The sequence below is a fragment of the Streptomyces sp. MS06 genome, assembly GCF_047200655.1.
Classification (GTDB): Bacteria; Actinomycetota; Actinomycetes; order Streptomycetales; family Streptomycetaceae; genus Streptomyces.
In genome coordinates, this window is the sequence record NZ_JBJZOJ010000025.1 from 86,026 (window position 1) to 102,462 (window position 16,437).

The following is a 16,437-nucleotide window of genomic DNA, read 5'->3' on the forward strand; positions in this document are numbered from 1 at the left end:
CCCGTACCGTCGCCCCCCACCCGCACCTCGCTGCCGCCCGCCGGTGTGGTGGACGTTCCCACGGCCTCCGCCGCAACTGTGGTGGCGGGCCACGTGTGCCCGAGCGCCCGTCGTTCCTAGCGTGACGGTCATGGAAACCCCAGAGCAGACGGGCGGCACTGCCGCCGCCATGCCCACCGGCCGCTACCTGGCCGGGCGAAAGGCCCTGGTGACCGGGGCGGCGAGCGGGATCGGCCGGGCCTGCGCGGTGGCCCTCGCGCGGGCCGGCGCCCACGTCCACGTCGTCGACCGGGCGGCCGAGGCGGCCAAGGAGGCCGCCGAGGAGGTCGGCGGCACCGCCCACGTGGTCGACCTGTCCGACCCGGCGGCCGTGGACGCGCTGCCGGACGACGCCGACATCGTGGTGAACAACGCCGGAATCCAGCACGTCGCACCGATCCACGACTTCCCGGTGGAGCGCTTCGCACTGATCCAGCGGGTGATGGTCGAGGCGCCGTTCCGGATCGTGCGCCGCAGCCTGCCGCACATGTACGGGGGCGGCTGGGGGCGGATCGTCAACATCTCCTCCGTCCACGGCCTGCGGGCGAGCCCCTTCAAGGCCGCCTACGTGGCGGCCAAGCACGCCCTGGAGGGGTTCAGCAAGGTCGCCGCGCTGGAGGGCGCCCCGCACGGAGTGACCAGCAACTGCATCAACCCCGGCTACGTCCGCACCCCCCTGGTGGAGCACCAGGTGGCCTCCCAGGCCGCCGCCCACGGCATCCCGGCCGAGGACGTGGTCACGAAGATCATGCTCGACCGCACCGCCGTCAAGCGGCTGATCGAACCGGAGGAGGTCGCCGAGGCCGCCCTGTACCTCTGCGGTCCGCACACCGGCTACGTCACGGGCGTCTCGCTGCCGCTGGACGGCGGCTGGACCGCCCACTGACCCCCGCGCCGCCCCCACCGGCACGCCCTCTCACCGCACCCTGCACCCCGCACCCATCGCCCCCCTCACCCGCACCGCGCCCGGGCTCCTCCGCGACCAATGGCACGGACCCACACACCACGCCCGCCAACTGTGGCGGTACACCACATGTCTCGGCGCTCCGGCATGTTCCTACGGTGTGACTGCGCAACCCCGGGCCGGTTCCGGCCCTTGATCCTCCTCCGCCGGAAGTGGTGACCATGGCCGACGCGCACCGCGCCGTGAACGACGCCCCTCCCGCAGGCAGCCGGCCTGCCCTCACCGGCGTCGCCCCCGGCGCGGACGCCGGCGGCGAGGCCCGCGCCGGGGCCCGCGCCGGTGCCGGCCGGGCGGCGCCGGCAGAACCGGACGAGGCGCCGGCGTAGCGCACCGGCCCTCCCTTCGGGCGTCCGTACGGGGGTGCCGGCCGGGCCCGGTACGGACGTCGCCCTGCCTCCGCTTCCCGGCCTGGACGGACCCATGACCCAGCCAGACCCCACGGCCCCGTACCTGCGCCGGCTGCTCGACCTGCTCGCCGAGGACGGCCCGGCCGAGGAGTTCGGCGCGCTCACGGCCCGCGCCCGGGCCGACGGCGCCCACTCCGACGAGCTCGCGGAACTGGAGCGGGCCACCGCCACCGCGATGCGGATCCGGCGCACCCTGCGCCAGCACCGCCGCCGCGAGCGGGAACTGAGCGCCCTGTTCGACACGGCCGGCGACCTGGCGGGGCTGCGCGACCTGGACGCGGTACTGCAGTCCATCGTGCGCCGCGCCCGGATGCTGCTGGGCACCGACACCGCCTACCTCACGCTGCCCGACGAGGACGCCGGCGACACCTACATGCGCGTCACCGACGGTTCGGTGTCCCAGGTCTTCCAGACACTGCGCCTCGGGCTCGGCGAGGGTCTGGGCGGCCTGGTCGCCCAGACCGCCCGCCCGTACGTCACCCACGACTACCGCACCGACGAGCGGTTCCGGCACACCCGGACCGTCGACGCGGGAGTCCTCGACGAGGGCCTGGCCGCCATCCTCGGCGTACCGCTGCTGCTCGGCTCCACCGGAGGCGCGGGCGGCAAGGTCGTCGGCGTCCTCTTCGCCGCGGACCGCTCCGCACGCACCTTCTCCAGCGACGAGGTGGCGCTGCTGTGCTCGCTCGCCGCCCATGCCGCCATCGCGATCGACACCGCCCGCGCCCTGGAGGACACCCGGACCGCCCTGGCCGGGCTGGCCGAGGCCAACGCCGTCATCCAGGCCCACGCCGCCGCCGTCCAGCGAGCCGAGGAGGCCCACGACCGCCTCACCGACCTCGTGCTGCGCGGCGGGGCCCTGCCGGACGTGGCCGCGGCGGTCGCCGAACTGCTCTCCGGCCCGGTCAGCGTCCACGACACCGACGGCCGGGACCTGACCGTGCCGGGCCCGGCGGCGCCCGGCGGCACGGACCCCGCCGTGCTGCTCCGCGCGGCGGCGGAGTCCGTCGACAAGGGCCGTGCGGTGCGCGACGGAGACCGCTGGATCTGCGCCATCCTGGCCGGCCGGGAACCCCTGGGCAGCCTCGTCCTGCACCGTCCCGACCTCGGTGACGCCGACCGGCGCCTCTTCGAACGCTCCTCCGTGGTCGCCGCGCTGCTGCTCCTGCTGCGCCGCTCCGTCACCGAGACGGAGAACCGCGTCCGCGGTGAACTGCTCACCGATCTGCTCAACCAGCCCGGCCGGGACCCGGCCTCGCTCACCGCGCGGGCCCGCCGCCTCGGCATCGAGCTGGACGAGCCCCAGCTCGTACTGGTCGCGCACAGCGCGGACACCACCCAGGAACGCCTCCTCACCTGCGCCCGCCAGTACCTCTTCACCGGCGGGGGCATCACCGCCGCGCACGACGGCGCGGTCGTCCTGCTCGGCCCCGGGGACGGCGCGGACCCGGGTGCGGCCGCGCGGCGGGCGGCCGAGCAACTGACCCACTGCGCGGGTTTGCCGGTGACCGTCGCCGCCGCGGGACCCGCCGCCGGACCGGTCGCGCTCGCCGCCGCCCACGCCGAGGCCGCACGCTGCCTGAGAGCCCTGCTGGTGCTGCGGCGCACCGGCCGCGGCGCCTGCGCCGCCGACCTCGGCTTCCTCGGCGTGCTGCTGGGCGACGACCACGACGTGTCCGGTTTCGTCACCGCCAGCCTCGGTCCGCTGCTCGACTACGACGCACGCCGCGGCACCGAGCTGGTCCGCACCCTGGAGGCCTACTTCGACGGCGGCCAGAGCCTCACCCGGGCCAAGGAGGCGCTGCACATCCACGTGAACACGGTGGTGCAGCGGCTGGACCGCATCCAGGCGCTGCTGGGCCCCGGATGGAACGAGCCGCGGCACGCCCTGGAACTCCAACTCGCCCTCCGCCTGCACCTGCTGGACGGCCCGGACCGACCCGGCCGCCGAAGCGGCACGGACCCGGCGACGCCGGCCGCCGGTCGCTGACCGCACCCCTCCGCGCGCCCCGACCGCCCACGGCGGTACCGCACCGGCGCCCGGCCCGGTACGCATACGCACCCCGAGCCGCCGCCGGGTCGCACCCCCGCCGCCCGGCACGCACCCTCCGCCGCCTGGTATGGCGTCGGCCGCCCCCTTCCGACCGGAGATGTGTGGCCGACCCACATCGACGCCCGGGACGGCCGCCGGGAGGGTGGAGGCCGTCCGGTGCCGTACCAAGGCCCGGCCGCTGAACTCATCCACGCGGAAGGCGAGCAGACACACATGGACAAGGTGGTGGAATCGGCCGCCCGCGCCGTCGGGGACATCCCGGACGGCGCGACCCTGGCCGTCGGCGGCTTCGGGGTGTGCGGCATCCCCAGCACGCTGATCGGGGCGCTCGCCGCGAAGGGCGCCGGACGGCTGTCGGTCGTCTCGAACAACTGCGGACTCGACGACTGGGGGCTCGGCCTGCTGCTGCGCGCCGGCCGCATCTCCCGCATGACCTCCTCGTACGTCGGCGAGAACAAGGAGTTCGCCCGCCAGTACCTCAGCGGCGAACTGGAAGTCGAACTCACCCCGCAGGGCACCCTCGCCGAACGGCTGCGCGCCGGCGGCGCCGGCATCCCCGCCTTCTACACCCCGGCCGGCATCGGCACCCAGGTCGAGGAGGGCGGCCTGCCCTGGCGCTACGCCGCCGACGGCACGGTCGCCGCGGCCTCCCCGGCCAAGGAGGTCCGCACCTTCGGCGGGCGCCGCTACCTCCTGGAGGAGGCGATCACCGCCGACTTCGCCCTGATCCGCGCCGACGTCGCCGACCGGCACGGCAACTGCGTCTTCCGGGCCGCGGCCCGCAACTTCAACCCCCTGTGCGCGATGGCCGGCCGGGTCACGCTGGTCGAGGCCGACCGCATCGTGGAGCCCGGCGAGCTGAACCCCGACGCCGTCCACCTGCCAGGCATCCACGTCGACCGGATCGTCGCGGCCGACCCGTCCGACAAGCGCATCGAGCGCCGCACCGTCCAGCCCGCCACCGCCTGAGGACCGCCATGCCCCTGACCCGCGACCGACTCGCCGCCCGCGCCGCGCTCGAACTGAGCGACGGCCAGTACGTCAACCTCGGCATCGGCCTGCCGACCCTCATCCCCAACCACCTCCCGCCGGGCGTGCACGTCGTCCTGCACTCCGAGAACGGCATCCTCGGCGTCGGCCCCTACCCGCAGGACGGCGCCGAGCACCCCGACCTGATCAACGCCGGCAAGGAGACCGTCACCCTCGCGAGCGGCGGCGCGTACTTCGACTCCGCCGCCTCCTTCGGCATGATCCGCTCCGGACGCATCGACGTCTCCGTGCTGGGCGCCATGCAGGTGTCCGCCGCGGGAGACCTCGCCAACTGGAGCATCCCCGGCAAGATGGTCAAGGGCATGGGCGGCGCCATGGACCTGGTGCACGGCGCCCGCAAGGTGATCGTCGTCATGGAGCACACCGCCCGCGACGGAAGCCCCAAACTGGTCGAGGAACTGACGCTGCCCGCCACCGGACGCGGCGTCGTCGACCGCGTCATCACCGACCTCGCGGTCGTCGACATCACCGACCGGGGGATGGAACTGGTCGAGACGGCACCCGGTGTCGACCCGCAGGAGGTGCGCGAGGCCACCGGGGCGGAACTGCTGGTCCCCGACCGCCTCACCGCCTGACCTCGGGCACTGCGACCGCAGGCGAGCGCGACGGCCCCCACTCCGCCGGAGCCGGGCCCGTCGCGCTCGCCTGCGGCGTGCCGAACTCCCCATGGCGGGCACCCACATGACGGCATCGGCAAGGATGGTCGCCCCGTCCATTAACCCCGGACCGGGCCCGGCTCCATGATGCACGTCACAGCCCGCCGGCCGTGCCGGGGAAGGCCGTGCCACGGGACGGCACGCGCCCCCGGCCGGCCCCGCGGGTCTCCCCACCCCACCCCCAGGAGACCTCATGGCACGTCCGTCCAGAGCCGCCCGCGCACGCCGCGGCCCACGCCGCCTGCTGTCCGCCGCGGTCGGCGCCCTCGCCCTCGCCGCGGGACTGCTCACCACCGCCGCGCAGCCCGCCTCCGCCGCCTCCCTCACCCAGGTGACCTCCTTCGGCTCCAACCCGGGCAACCTCTCCATGTACGAGTACGCGCCCGACGGCCTGGCCACCGGCCGCCCGCTCGTGGTCGCCCTGCACGGCTGCACGCAGACCGCCTCCGACTACCACACCCACTCCGGCTGGGCCCAGCTCGCCGACCAGTACGGCTTCGCCGTCGTCTATCCGCAGACCAGCAGCTCCAACCAGTCGCTGTCCTGCTTCCGCTGGTACGACACCTCCCAGGACACCCGGGGCCACGGCGAGGCGCTGTCGGTCAAGCAGATGGTCGACAAGGCCGTCGCCCAGTACGGCAGCGACACCGGCCGGATCTACGTCACCGGACTGTCCGCGGGCGGCGCCCAGGCGGCCAACCTGCTGGCCGACTACCCGGACGTGTTCGCCGGCGGCGCGATCGACTCCGGCCTGCCCGCCCAGTGCGCCACCTCCTCCAACGGCACCAACGCCTGCCAGTACAACTCCTCGGGCCTCGGCCTGACGCCGCAGCAGTGGGGCGACAAGGTCCGCAACTCCTACCCCGGCTACGACGGCCCCTGGCCGCGGGTCGCGATCTGGCAGGGCACCGCCGACTACACCGTCAGCCCCGTCAACGGCGACGAACTGCGCGACCAGTGGACCGACGTCCGGGGCATCGGCCAGACCGCGTCCGACACGCAGAGCCTGCCCGGCGGCACCACGCTGAGCGTCTACGACGGACCCGACGGCACTCCCGCCGTGGAGCTGTACTCCATCTCCGGCATGGGCCACGGACTCGCCGTCGACCCGGGCTCCGGCAGCGGGCAGTGCGGCTCCACCGGCGCCTACTTCCTCGACTACATCTGCTCCTCGTCCTACACGGCCGCGTTCTGGGGGCTCGACGGCACCGGCGGCGGCACCGGCGGCGGCACCTCCACCCTCCCCGCGCCCACCGGCCTGACCGTCACCGGCACCACCGACAACACCGCCACGCTCGGCTGGACCGCGGTGAGCGGCGCGGCCTCGTACGACGTCTACCGCGACGGCACCAAGGTCGGCTCCACCTCGTCGACCGGCTACACCGACTCCGGTCTCACCTCCGCCACCTCCTACGACTACTCCGTGGCGGCCGTCGACGACTCCGGTACGCCCGGCACCCGCTCCTCCGCGGTCACCGCCACCACCACCGGCTACGTCGCCCAGTGCTTCACCGCGAACAACTACCAGCAGGTGGTGGACGGCCGGGCCCACACCAGCGGCGGCTACACCTACGCCAACGGCTCCGACCAGAACATGGGCCTGTACAACCTGTTCGTGACCCACACGCTCAAGGAGACCTCCGCCGGCTACTACGTGATCGCCGACAGCGGCTGCTGACCCCGCGTCCGCGACCGACCCCGCCCCGCCCCGCCGTCCGGCGCGGCGGGGCGGGGCGCACCGGGCCCGGCACCCCGCGCGGCGGTGCAGGCGCTACGGTGGGGGACGCCGTCGCCGGCGTGCCGGGCGGTGCCGCAGCCGGAAGCGCAGGAGGGGGAGCACATGCAGGTCGGAGCCGCGCGTTGAGGATCCTGCACACGTCCGACTGGCATCTCGGCCGGTCGCTCCACCGGGTCGCCCTGCTCGACGCCCAGGCCGCCTTCGTCCGCCACCTGGTGGCGACGGTGCGTGAACGCGGCGTCGACGCCGTGGTGGTCTCGGGAGACGTCTACGACCGGGCGGTGCCCCCGCTGGCCGCGGTGGAGCTGTTCGACGGCGCACTGCACCGCCTGGCCGACCTCGGGGTGCCCACGGTGATGATCTCCGGGAACCACGACTCGGCCCGCAGGCTCGGCGTCGGGGCCGGGCTGATCGGGCGCGCGGGCATCCACCTCCGGACCGACCCGGCCGGCTGCGGGACGCCCGTGGTGCTGCCCGACGCCTTCGGCGACGTCGCCTTCTACGGACTGCCCTACCTCGAACCGGCCCTGGTCAGGGAGGAGTTCGGGGTGGCCAGGGCCGGCCACGAGACCGTTCTGGCCGCCGCCATGGACCGGGTCCGGGCCGACCTCGCCGCCCGCCCGGCCGGCACCCGTTCCGTGGTCCTGGCACACGCCTTCGTCACCGGCGCACAGGCCAGCGACAGCGAGCGCGACATCACCGTCGGAGGAGTGGCCGCCGTGCCCGCCGAGGTCTTCTCCGGCGTCGACTACGCCGCCCTGGGCCATCTGCACGGCTGCCAGACCCTCACCGACCGCGTCCGCTACTCCGGCTCCCCGCTGCCGTACTCCTTCTCCGAGGCGGACCACCGCAAGAGCATGTGGCTGATCGACCTCGACGCCGCCGGCACGGTGACCGCCGAACGCGTCGACTGCCCGGTGCCCCGCCCGCTCGCCCGCATCCGGGGCACGCTCCAGGACCTGCTCACCGACCCGGCGCTGGACCGGCACAAGGAGGCATGGGTGGAGGCCACGCTCACCGACCCGGTCCGGCCGCCCGAACCCATGGCGCGGCTCAGCGCGCGCTTCCCGCACACGCTCAGCCTGGTCTTCGACCCGCACCGCGCGCCCGGCGAGCCGGACCTGACCTACGCCCGGCGCCTCGCGGGCCGCACCGACCAGCAGATCGCCGAGGACTTCGTGGCCCACGTACGCGGCGCGGGACCCGACCCGCGGGAACGGGCGGTGCTGCGGGAGGCGTTCGACGCGGCACGCGCGGACCGGGCGGCGGCGGAGTCCGGCCGGTGAACCGCGGTACGCCGCACGAGGGGGCGGCCCGATGAGGCTCCACCGGCTCGACATCACCGCGTTCGGCCCGTTCGGCGGCACGCAGACGGTCGACTTCGACGCGCTGTCCGCAGCCGGACTGTTCCTGCTGCACGGGCCCACCGGCGCCGGCAAGACCTCCGTCCTCGACGCCGTCTGCTACGCGCTGTACGGGGCCGTGCCCGGCGCCCGACAGAGCGGCCAGGGCACGGCCCTGCGCAGCGACCACGCCGACGCCGGCACCCGCACCCGGGTCACCCTCGACTTCACCGTCGCCGGACGCCGGCTGGAGGTCACCCGGCAGCCGCCCTGGGAGCGCCCGAAGCGGCGCGGCACCGGCACCACCGTCGAGAAGGCGCAGTCTTGGCTGCGCGCCCTCGACGCGACGGCCGGCACCTGGAAGGACCTCAGCCGCTCGCACCAGGAGATCGGCGAGGAGATCACCCGGCTCCTCGGCATGAGCCGGGAGCAGTTCTGCCAGGTCGTCCTGCTGCCCCAGGGCGACTTCGCGCGCTTCCTGCGCGCCGACGCGGAGGCCCGCAGCCGGCTCCTGGGCCGCCTCTTCGCCACCGAGCGGTTCGCCGAGGTGGAGAAGCGGCTCGCCGAGCGCCGCCGCGCCACCGAGGCCCGGGTCCGCGAGGGCGACGCCGCCCTGCTGGCCGACGCCCACCGCATGCAGCAGGCCGCGGGCACGGCCATGGAGCTGCCCGAGCTGTCCCCCGGTGAGCCCGGCCTCGCCGGGACCGTACTGGTCGCGGCCGCCGTGGCCCGGGCGGCGGCCCGCGAGCGGCTCACCGTCGCCGGCTGCCGGCTCGACGCCGCCGAGTCCGCGCACGCCGCCGCCGGCCACGCCCTGTCCGCCGCCCGCGAGCTGGCCCGGCTGCAGCGGCGGGCGGCCGAGGCGCGGGAAAGCGCCGAGCGCCTCGAGGAGCGCGCTGAGACACACCGTGCGACGCAGGCCCGCAGGGACCGTGCCCGCAAGGCGGAGGCCGTGGAACCCGCGCTGGAACTCCGCGAGGCCGCCGGCGCCGAGCACCTTCGGGCGGCCGAGGCCGAGACTCGCGCACGTGCCGCACTGCCCACCGAGTACGCCGACGCCGGCGCGGCCGTCCTCGCCGCGGCCGCCCGCCGCGCCACCGGGGAACTGGGCGGCCTGGACTCCGCCCGCCGCGCCGAGCAGCGGCTGTCCGCCCTCCGCGCCGAGCGGGCGGACCTGGACCGCAGGGAACGCGCCGACACCGAGGCCCGCGCCGAGGCCGTCGAGTGGCTCGCCGGCTGGGAGGAGACCCGCGCCGACCTGCGGGCCCGTGCGGACCGGGCACAGGAGGCAGCGACCCGCGCCGAGCAGCTCGCGGTGCGGCGGGAGCCCGCGCAGCAGCGCCTGCGCGCCGCACGGCTGCGCGACACGCTGGCCGGGGACGCCGACGAGGCGGCCGTACGGGTCCGGCTCGCGCACGAGCGCACGCTGGCCGCCAAGGCGCACTGGCTCGACGTGAAGGAGCAGCGCCTGCACGGCATCGCGGCCGAACTGGCGGCCCACCTGGTGGACGGCGAGCCCTGCGCCGTCTGCGGTGCCACCGCCCACCCCGACCCCGCCCGGAAGGACGCCGGGCACGTCGGCCGGGAGACCGAGGAACGCGCCCTCGCCGCCCACCAGGACGCCGAGGCCCGGCACGCCGAGGAGGAGCAGCGTCTCGCCGCCGTGCGGGAGGCACTTGCCGCCGCCACCGCCGAGGCGGGGGACGCGCCGGCCGACAGGCTGGCCGCCGAGGCGGACGAACTGGAGCGGCAGTACGCGCGGACCCGCCGGGACGCCTCCGCCCTGCACGCCGTCCGGGAGGAACTGCGCCGAGCCGAGCAGGAGCACGAGCAGCGCGTCGCCGACCGGCAGCGGGCCGAACTCGGCGCCGCCTCCCGCACGGCCCGCCGCGACACGCTCGACCGGGAGCGGGCCGCACTGGAGCGGGAACTGGCCGAGGCGCGGGGCGACTCGGGTTCCGTGGCCGAGCGCGCCGAGCGGCTCCGGGCGCAGGCGTCCCGACTCACCGAGGCCGCCGAGGCCGTCCGGCTGGCCGAGGACGCCGCGCAGCGGCTGAAGGACGCCGACGCGCGGCTCGCCGACGCCGCCTACCGCGCCGGCTTCGACACGCCGCGGGCCGCGGCCGCCGCGCTGCTGGACGACGCGGGCCACCGCGAGCTCCAGCGGCGCCTGGACGCCTGGCAGTCCGAGGAGGCCGCGGTGCGCGCGGTGCTCGCCGAGGCGGACACCGCGGCCGCCGCCCGGCAGGCGCCCGCCGACGTCCCGGCCGCCGAACGGGCCGCCGCCGACGCCGCCGCCCGGCTGCGCGAGGCGGCGTCCGAACGCGACGCGGCCGACCACCGCCGCGCCGAACTCGACCGCCTCTCCGCACGCGCGACCGACTCGGTCCGGCGGCTGGCGCCGCTGCGCGCGGAGTACGAACGGGTGGCCCGGCTCGCCGCCCTGACCGCCGGCACCTCGGCGGACAACGAGCGCAGGATGCGCCTGGAGTCCTACGTCCTGGCCGCCCGCCTGGAACAGGTGGCGGCCGCCGCCACGGCCCGCCTGCAGCGCATGTCGTCCGGCCGGTACACCCTCGTCCACTCCGACGACCGCTCCGGCCGCGGCCGCAGCGGCCTGGGCCTGCACGTCGTCGACGCGTGGACGGGCCGCGAACGGGACACCTCGACGCTGTCCGGGGGCGAGACCTTCTTCGCCTCGCTCGCCCTCGCCCTGGGACTGGCCGACGTGGTCACCGGGGAGGCCGGCGGGGTCCGCCTGGACACCCTCTTCATCGACGAGGGCTTCGGCAGCCTCGACGACCAGACCCTCGACGAGGTCCTCGACGTCCTGGACTCGCTGCGCGAACGCGACCGCAGCGTCGGCATCGTCAGCCACGTCGCCGACCTGCGGCGGCGAATCCACGCACGGTTGGAGGTCGTCAAGGACCGCTCCGGTTCGGTGCTGCGGCAGCGCGGCGCCGGCTGAGGGCGGGCCGGGGCGGCCCGGTCAGCGGCCCAGCGCGCGGCGCGGCAGCGGGGAGGAGTAGACGACGCTGGTGGTCACCGAGCCCAGGGCGCCGATCCTGCCCGACACCTCCTCCAGGTGCCGCATCGAACGCGCGGCCACCTTGATCACGAAGCAGTCGTCGCCGGTCACGTGGTGCGCCTCCAGGATCTCGGGTGTCGCCGCGACCAGATCGTGGAACGGCTTGTAGTTGCCGGTCGGGTAGCGCAGACGCACGAACGCCAGTATCGGCAGACCGAGCCGCTCGGGATCCAGCACCGCCGCGTACCCCCGGATGACTCCGGCCTCCTCCAGCCGCCGCACCCGTTCGGTGACGGCGCTCGGCGACATGGACACGGTCCGGGCCAGCTCGGCGAAGCTGGCCCGGCCGTCCCGTTGCAGGGCGTCGAGAATGCGCCAGTCGGTGGCGTCAGGGGAAAAAGCGGCCATCGGCCAGGGATAGCAGGGAAAACACCGGCGGATCAAGAGCGGGGCCGTGGAACGAGCCTTCAGCGGACGGATCAACGGCCGTAGATTTCCCGCTGTCGAAACCCGCCCGCCACGGAAAGGCCGGACGATGAACCCCACCACCCCCAGCCACGGAACGGCCCCGACCGCCCGCACCACCGGGAACCCCGCCGCGGGCGTCGCGACCGCGGCGACGGAGGCGCCAACGGCCACCGTCCCGGCCGCCCTTGCGGTACACGCCGCTCCCTCGGCTGCCGCCTCCTCGGCAGCCGCCGCGACCGCACCGCGGGGACGCGGGCGCGTCGTGAGCCCCGTCCTGCGGGTCGCGCCGGCCGCGCCGCACGACGCGGCGGCCTATTTCCGCGCCTCCCTGGCCTTCCACACCGACGTCTCCGACGTGGCCGCCGCGCTCGCGGCGGACGGTGCCCCGGACTTCGTCGTCCTGGACACGCGGTCCACCGAGGCCTGGGACCAGGGCCACGTACCCGGCGCCCTGCACCTGCCCACCGCGCTCGTCGCCGAGCAGGCCGAGCGACTCCTCGACCGCGACGTGCCGCTGGTGACGTACTGCTGGGGGCCCGCCTGCAACGGCGCCACCCGCGCCGCCCTGGCGCTCGCCGAACTCGGCTACCGGGTCAAGGAGATGCTCGGCGGATTCGAGTACTGGGTGCGGGAGGGGTTCGCCTACGACACGCGGGAGGGCCGCCGGAGCGCGTCCGTCGACGGGCTGACCGCCCCGCTGGGCGCGGACGACTGCGGCTGCTGACGCCCGCCGGGACGCCAGCAGCCGCCCACGGCACGACGGCCGGCGGCGGCTCACGGCACCGGCGCGGATCCCGCCCCGGTGCCGCCGGGCGGACGGTGCTCCGGGCCCGGGCAGCGCGTGGCGCCGGACCGGTCCGCCCGGCCGGAACGCCGGCCGCTCCCGGATCCGTCCCGCAACGGCCGGCTCACAGCACCGTCCCGCACCGCCGGCTCCCGGAGCGGTGCCGCGTCACCGGCTCACAGCGCCGACAGCTCGTCCACCAGGTCGTCCAGGCCCAGCGAGCCCTGCGAGAGGGCGGCCATGTGCCAGGCCTTGAGGTCGAACGCGGCGCCGTGCCGGGCGCGGGCCCGCTCCCGGCCGAGCAGCCACGCCCGCTCGCCCAGCTTGTAGCCGATCGCCTGGCCGGGCATCGTCAGATAGCGGGTCACCTCGCTCTCCACGAAGTCGGCCGGGCGGCTGCTGTGCGCCCCGAAGAACTCCTGCGCCAGCTCCGGGGTCCACCGCTCGCCCGGATGGAACGGCGAGTCGGCCGGGATCCGGAGTTCCAGGTGCATGCCGATGTCCACGACGACCCGGACGGCCCGCATCATCTGCGCGTCCAGATAGCCCAGCCGCTGCTCGGGGTCGGTGAGGAAGCCCAGCTCGTCCATCAGCCGCTCCGCGTACAGGGCCCAGCCCTCGGCGTTGGCGCTGACCCCGCCGACGGTGGCCTGGTAGCGGGAGAGGTCCGCGGCGACGTGTGTCCACTGGGCGAGCTGCAGGTGGTGGCCCGGAACCCCCTCGTGGTACCAGGTCGACACCAGGTCGTAGACCGGGAAACGGGTCTGGCCCATGGTCGGCAGCCAGGTGCGTCCGGGCCGGGAGAAGTCCTCGGACGGCGGCGTGTAGTACGGGGCGGCGGCGCCTCCGGGCGGGGCGATGCAGGACTCCACCCGCCGCACCCGCTCGGCGAGGTCGAAGTGCGTGCCGTCGAGCTTCCCGATCGCCTCGTCCATCAGGCCCTGGAGCCAGTCGCGGACCTCGTCGACGCCCTCGATGTGCCGGCCGTGCTCGTCCAGGTGCGCCAGCGCCACCCACGGTGTCGCGGCTCCCGGGAGGACCTTCCCGGCCTCCTGCTTCATCTCGCCCAGCAGCCTGTGGTACTCGGACCAGCCGTAGGCGTAGGCCTCGTCCAGGTCGAGATCGGTGCCGTTGAAGGAGCGGGACAGCAGCGCGTAACGCTCGCGGCCCACCGTGTCGGGGGAGCCCTCGATCGCCGGCGCGTACTCGTCGCGCATCCAGTCCCGCAGACCGGCGACGGCCGCGGTCGCGGTCCGGGCGGCCTCGTCGAGCTCGGCGCGCAGCGCCTCGGGGCCCTGGGCGGCGAAGTCGTCGAACCAGCCGCGCCCCGCTCCCGTGTCCGCCCACTCCGACAGCTGGTCGAGGAAGGTGGCCGTCGGTCGGGGAGCCGCGTGCAGCTTGCGCTGCAGGCCCAGCGCCAGCGACTCGCGGTAGCCCGCGAGCGCGGCCGGCACCGCGCGCAGCCGCGCGGCGAGGGCCGTCCAGTCCTGTGCCGTCTGCTGCGGCGTCACGGTGAAGACCTCACGCACCCGATGCGGGACCGTGTGCAGATTGCCGACCGCGCGCAGCCCCTCGCCCGCCTCGTGCAGGGCGAGTTTGGCGGTGAGCCGCTCACGCAGCAGGCGCGCGCACCGGCGCTCGACGTCGCTGTCCGCGCCGGGCAGGCGCACCGCCCGGTCGAGTGCGGCCAGGGTGTTGCGTGCCAGCTCGGCGAGCGCCTCCTGGCCGCCCGGGGAGGTGTCGGGCAGGCGGCCGGAACACTCCGCAACGCCGAGATAGGTACCTGTGATCGGGTCGAGGGCGATGAGCCGGTCGACGTAGGCGTCGGCGACCTCGCGGGGCAGCGGGCTGTTGTGGATCTCTGACATGCGGACCATCCTCGTACGGCGGGTCCGCACGCGTCAGCCGGATTGCGGCGGCAGCAGCGGTCCGCACTCCCACTGCTGGAAGATCAGCCGGGTCTCCACCCGGGCCACCTCCCGGCGGGAGGTGAACTCGTCGAGCACCAGCCGCTGCAGGTCCGCCATGTCGGCCACCGCGACGTGCACCAGGTAGTCGTCCGGGCCGGTCAGGTGGAAGACGGTCAGCGCCTCCGGCAGCGCCCGGATCCGCTCCACGAACGGCCCCACCAGCTCCCGCCGGTGCGGGCGGACCTGCACCAGGAGCAGCGCCTGCAGTCCGCGGCCCAGCCGCGCCGGGTCGAGTTGCAGCCGGTGGCCGAGGATGACTCCGCTGCGCCGCAGCCGCGTCACGCGGTCCAGGCAGGTCGACGGTGCCACGCCGACCTGCGCGGCGAGGTCCCGGTAGGTCGCCCGGGCGTCGTTCTGCAGCAGTCGCAGCAGATGCAGGTCCACCGGGTCCAGTACGACGGATTCGGCCACTCGCCGAACGTAGCACGGCCTTCGGCCACGGGAGCCCGTTGAGTGTTCACTCTTCGGCTCACGAACCCGCTCCCGGCGCGGCCCCGGCACCCCGGCCGCCGCGCCCGGGAGGTCCCCGGGTGCACCCCGCGGCGCAGCCGCGACCGGGGGACACCGCGACGAGTCTGTGGAGACGCCTGTGGACACCACCCGCACCGCCCCCAGAGCGCTGGCCACCGAGGCCGTGCACGCCGGCCGCGACGACCTCGCCCGCCAGGGCCTGCACGCCCCGCCGATCGACCTGTCCACCACCTACCCGTCGTACGACAGCCGCGGTGAGGCCGCCCGCGTCGACGCCTTCGCCACCACCGGCGCCGAACTGGACGGCCCACCGGTCTACGGGCGGCTCGGCAACCCCACGGTGGCCCGCTTCGAGACCGCGCTGGCCCGGCTGGAGGGCACCGAAGCCGCCGTCGCCTTCGCCAGCGGGATGGCCGCGCTCAGCGCGGTGCTGCTGGCCCGGGCGTCGATGGGCCTGCGCCATGTGGTGGCCGTCCGGCCCCTGTACGGCTGCAGCGACCACCTGCTGACCGCGGGGCTGCTCGGCTCCGAGGTGACCTGGACCGACCCCGCCGGGATCGCGGACGCGCTGCGCCCGGACACCGGGCTGGTGATCGTCGAGTCCCCGGCGAACCCGACCCTGGCCGAACTCGACCTCCGCGCCGTCGCGCACGCCTGCGGGAACGTTCCGCTGCTCGCCGACAACACCTTCGCCACACCGGTGCTGCAGCGTCCCGCCGAGCAGGGTGCCCGGTTCGTCCTGCACAGCGCCACCAAGTACCTGGGCGGGCACGGCGACGTGCTGGCCGGGGTGGTGGCCTGCGACGAGGAGTTCGCCGGGCGGCTGCGCCAGGTGCGCTTCGCCACCGGCGGCGTGCTGCACCCGCTGGCGGGCTACCTCCTGCTGCGGGGGCTGTCCACCCTGCCGGTCCGTGTCCGGGTGGCGTCCGCCAACGCCGCGGAACTGGCCCGCCGGCTGTCCGAGGACCCGCGCGTGGCCCGGGTGCACTACCCTCGCATCGGCGGTGCCATGATCGCCTTCGAGGTGCACGGCGATCCGCACGCGCTGATCGCCGCCGTCCGCCTGATCACCCCGGCCGTGAGCCTCGGCAGCGTCGACAGCCTGATCCAGCACCCGGCGTCGATCAGCCATCGCATCGTCGATGCCGAGGACCGCCGCGGCGCGGGCGTGAGCGACCGGCTGCTGCGGCTGTCGGTGGGCCTGGAGGACGTCGACGACCTGTGGGCCGACCTGGACGGCGCGCTGGCACGGGCGGAGGCCGAAGGCGCCGCCCCGGTGCCGGCGGAGGCGGGCGGTACGGTCGGCTGATCCCGGCCCCGCCCGCCCGGTGTCCCGCTTGCGGCGCGGCCGTCGCCCCTGACCGGCCGGCCCGCCCGGGCGCACCGCAGTCCGGGAGCAGCCGGGTCCGGGGCGCCCGCGGCCGGAGGGGGGGGGGGGGGGGGGGGGGGGGGGGGGGGGGGGGGGG

13 protein-coding genes are annotated in these 16,437 nt (G+C 75.6%); 10 read left to right on the plus strand and 3 right to left on the minus strand.

Features of this window, described 5'->3' with window-relative positions; all coding sequences use genetic code 11:
* The first annotated feature begins 130 nt into the window (after positions 1-130).
* From ACL02U_RS16045 to ACL02U_RS16080, 8 genes are all read left to right on the plus strand, one after another.
* Positions 131-925, plus strand: a complete 795-nt coding sequence (locus ACL02U_RS16045; protein WP_412791494.1) for a 3-hydroxybutyrate dehydrogenase — start codon at positions 131-133, stop codon at positions 923-925.
* Positions 926-1,164: 239 nt separating this feature from the next.
* Complete coding sequence (locus ACL02U_RS16050; protein WP_412791495.1) at positions 1,165-1,329, plus strand: hypothetical protein; 165 nt, start codon at positions 1,165-1,167, stop codon at positions 1,327-1,329.
* Between the two features lie 94 nt (positions 1,330-1,423).
* Positions 1,424-3,400: a helix-turn-helix domain-containing protein gene (locus tag ACL02U_RS16055; protein ID WP_412791496.1), complete on the plus strand. Its 1,977-nt coding sequence runs from the start codon at positions 1,424-1,426 to the stop codon at positions 3,398-3,400.
* Positions 3,401-3,676: 276 nt separating this feature from the next.
* Positions 3,677-4,432, plus strand: coding sequence for a CoA transferase subunit A (locus ACL02U_RS16060; protein WP_412791497.1), 756 nt, complete (start codon positions 3,677-3,679; stop codon positions 4,430-4,432).
* A gap of 8 nt (positions 4,433-4,440) precedes the next feature.
* On the plus strand, positions 4,441-5,088 hold the full coding sequence (locus ACL02U_RS16065; protein ID WP_412791498.1) for a 3-oxoacid CoA-transferase subunit B: 648 nt from the start codon (positions 4,441-4,443) through the stop codon (positions 5,086-5,088).
* 274 nt (positions 5,089-5,362) lie between these two features.
* On the plus strand, positions 5,363-6,847 hold the full coding sequence (locus ACL02U_RS16070) for a PHB depolymerase family esterase (protein ID WP_412791499.1): 1,485 nt from the start codon (positions 5,363-5,365) through the stop codon (positions 6,845-6,847).
* A 182-nt stretch (positions 6,848-7,029) separates the two neighbouring features.
* Positions 7,030-8,193, plus strand: coding sequence for an exonuclease SbcCD subunit D (locus ACL02U_RS16075; RefSeq protein WP_412791500.1), 1,164 nt, complete (start codon positions 7,030-7,032; stop codon positions 8,191-8,193).
* Positions 8,194-8,224: 31 nt separating this feature from the next.
* Entirely contained in the window at positions 8,225-11,218 is a 2,994-nt protein-coding gene (locus tag ACL02U_RS16080) for an AAA family ATPase (protein WP_412791501.1), read from the plus strand.
* Between the two features lie 21 nt (positions 11,219-11,239).
* On the opposite strand, the gene ACL02U_RS16085 is transcribed toward ACL02U_RS16080, so the two are convergent.
* Positions 11,240-11,686: an Lrp/AsnC family transcriptional regulator gene (locus ACL02U_RS16085; protein WP_412791502.1), complete on the minus strand. Its 447-nt coding sequence runs from the start codon at positions 11,684-11,686 to the stop codon at positions 11,240-11,242.
* Positions 11,687-12,008: 322 nt separating this feature from the next.
* Here ACL02U_RS16085 and ACL02U_RS16090 point away from each other — a divergent pair, with 322 nt between their 5' ends.
* Positions 12,009-12,470 carry a rhodanese-like domain-containing protein gene (locus ACL02U_RS16090; protein ID WP_412791516.1) on the plus strand — a complete coding sequence of 154 codons (462 nt, stop codon included), beginning with the start codon at positions 12,009-12,011 and terminating at the stop codon, positions 12,468-12,470.
* 236 nt (positions 12,471-12,706) lie between these two features.
* On the opposite strand, the gene ACL02U_RS16095 is transcribed toward ACL02U_RS16090, so the two are convergent.
* On the minus strand, positions 12,707-14,398 hold the full coding sequence (locus tag ACL02U_RS16095; RefSeq protein WP_412791503.1) for a DUF885 domain-containing protein: 1,692 nt from the start codon (positions 14,396-14,398) through the stop codon (positions 12,707-12,709).
* A gap of 33 nt (positions 14,399-14,431) precedes the next feature.
* Complete coding sequence (locus ACL02U_RS16100; RefSeq protein WP_412791504.1) at positions 14,432-14,911, minus strand: Lrp/AsnC family transcriptional regulator; 480 nt, start codon at positions 14,909-14,911, stop codon at positions 14,432-14,434.
* A gap of 178 nt (positions 14,912-15,089) precedes the next feature.
* Here ACL02U_RS16100 and ACL02U_RS16105 point away from each other — a divergent pair, with 178 nt between their 5' ends.
* Positions 15,090-16,280, plus strand: coding sequence for a trans-sulfuration enzyme family protein (locus tag ACL02U_RS16105; RefSeq protein ID WP_412791505.1), 1,191 nt, complete (start codon positions 15,090-15,092; stop codon positions 16,278-16,280).
* The last annotated feature ends 157 nt before the right edge of the window (positions 16,281-16,437 follow it).

Coding starts and splice junctions, on each gene's coding strand:
- ACL02U_RS16045 (WP_412791494.1), top strand. CDS start 131: ATGGAAACCCCAGAGCAGACGGGCGGCACTGCCGCCGCCATGCCCACC.
- ACL02U_RS16050 (WP_412791495.1), top strand. CDS start 1,165: ATGGCCGACGCGCACCGCGCCGTGAACGACGCCCCTCCCGCAGGCAGC.
- ACL02U_RS16055 (WP_412791496.1), top strand. CDS start 1,424: ATGACCCAGCCAGACCCCACGGCCCCGTACCTGCGCCGGCTGCTCGAC.
- ACL02U_RS16060 (WP_412791497.1), top strand. CDS start 3,677: ATGGACAAGGTGGTGGAATCGGCCGCCCGCGCCGTCGGGGACATCCCG.
- ACL02U_RS16065 (WP_412791498.1), top strand. CDS start 4,441: ATGCCCCTGACCCGCGACCGACTCGCCGCCCGCGCCGCGCTCGAACTG.
- ACL02U_RS16070 (WP_412791499.1), top strand. CDS start 5,363: ATGGCACGTCCGTCCAGAGCCGCCCGCGCACGCCGCGGCCCACGCCGC.
- ACL02U_RS16080 (WP_412791501.1), top strand. CDS start 8,225: ATGAGGCTCCACCGGCTCGACATCACCGCGTTCGGCCCGTTCGGCGGC.
- ACL02U_RS16085 (WP_412791502.1), bottom strand. CDS start 11,686: ATGGCCGCTTTTTCCCCTGACGCCACCGACTGGCGCATTCTCGACGCC.
- ACL02U_RS16095 (WP_412791503.1), bottom strand. CDS start 14,398: ATGTCAGAGATCCACAACAGCCCGCTGCCCCGCGAGGTCGCCGACGCC.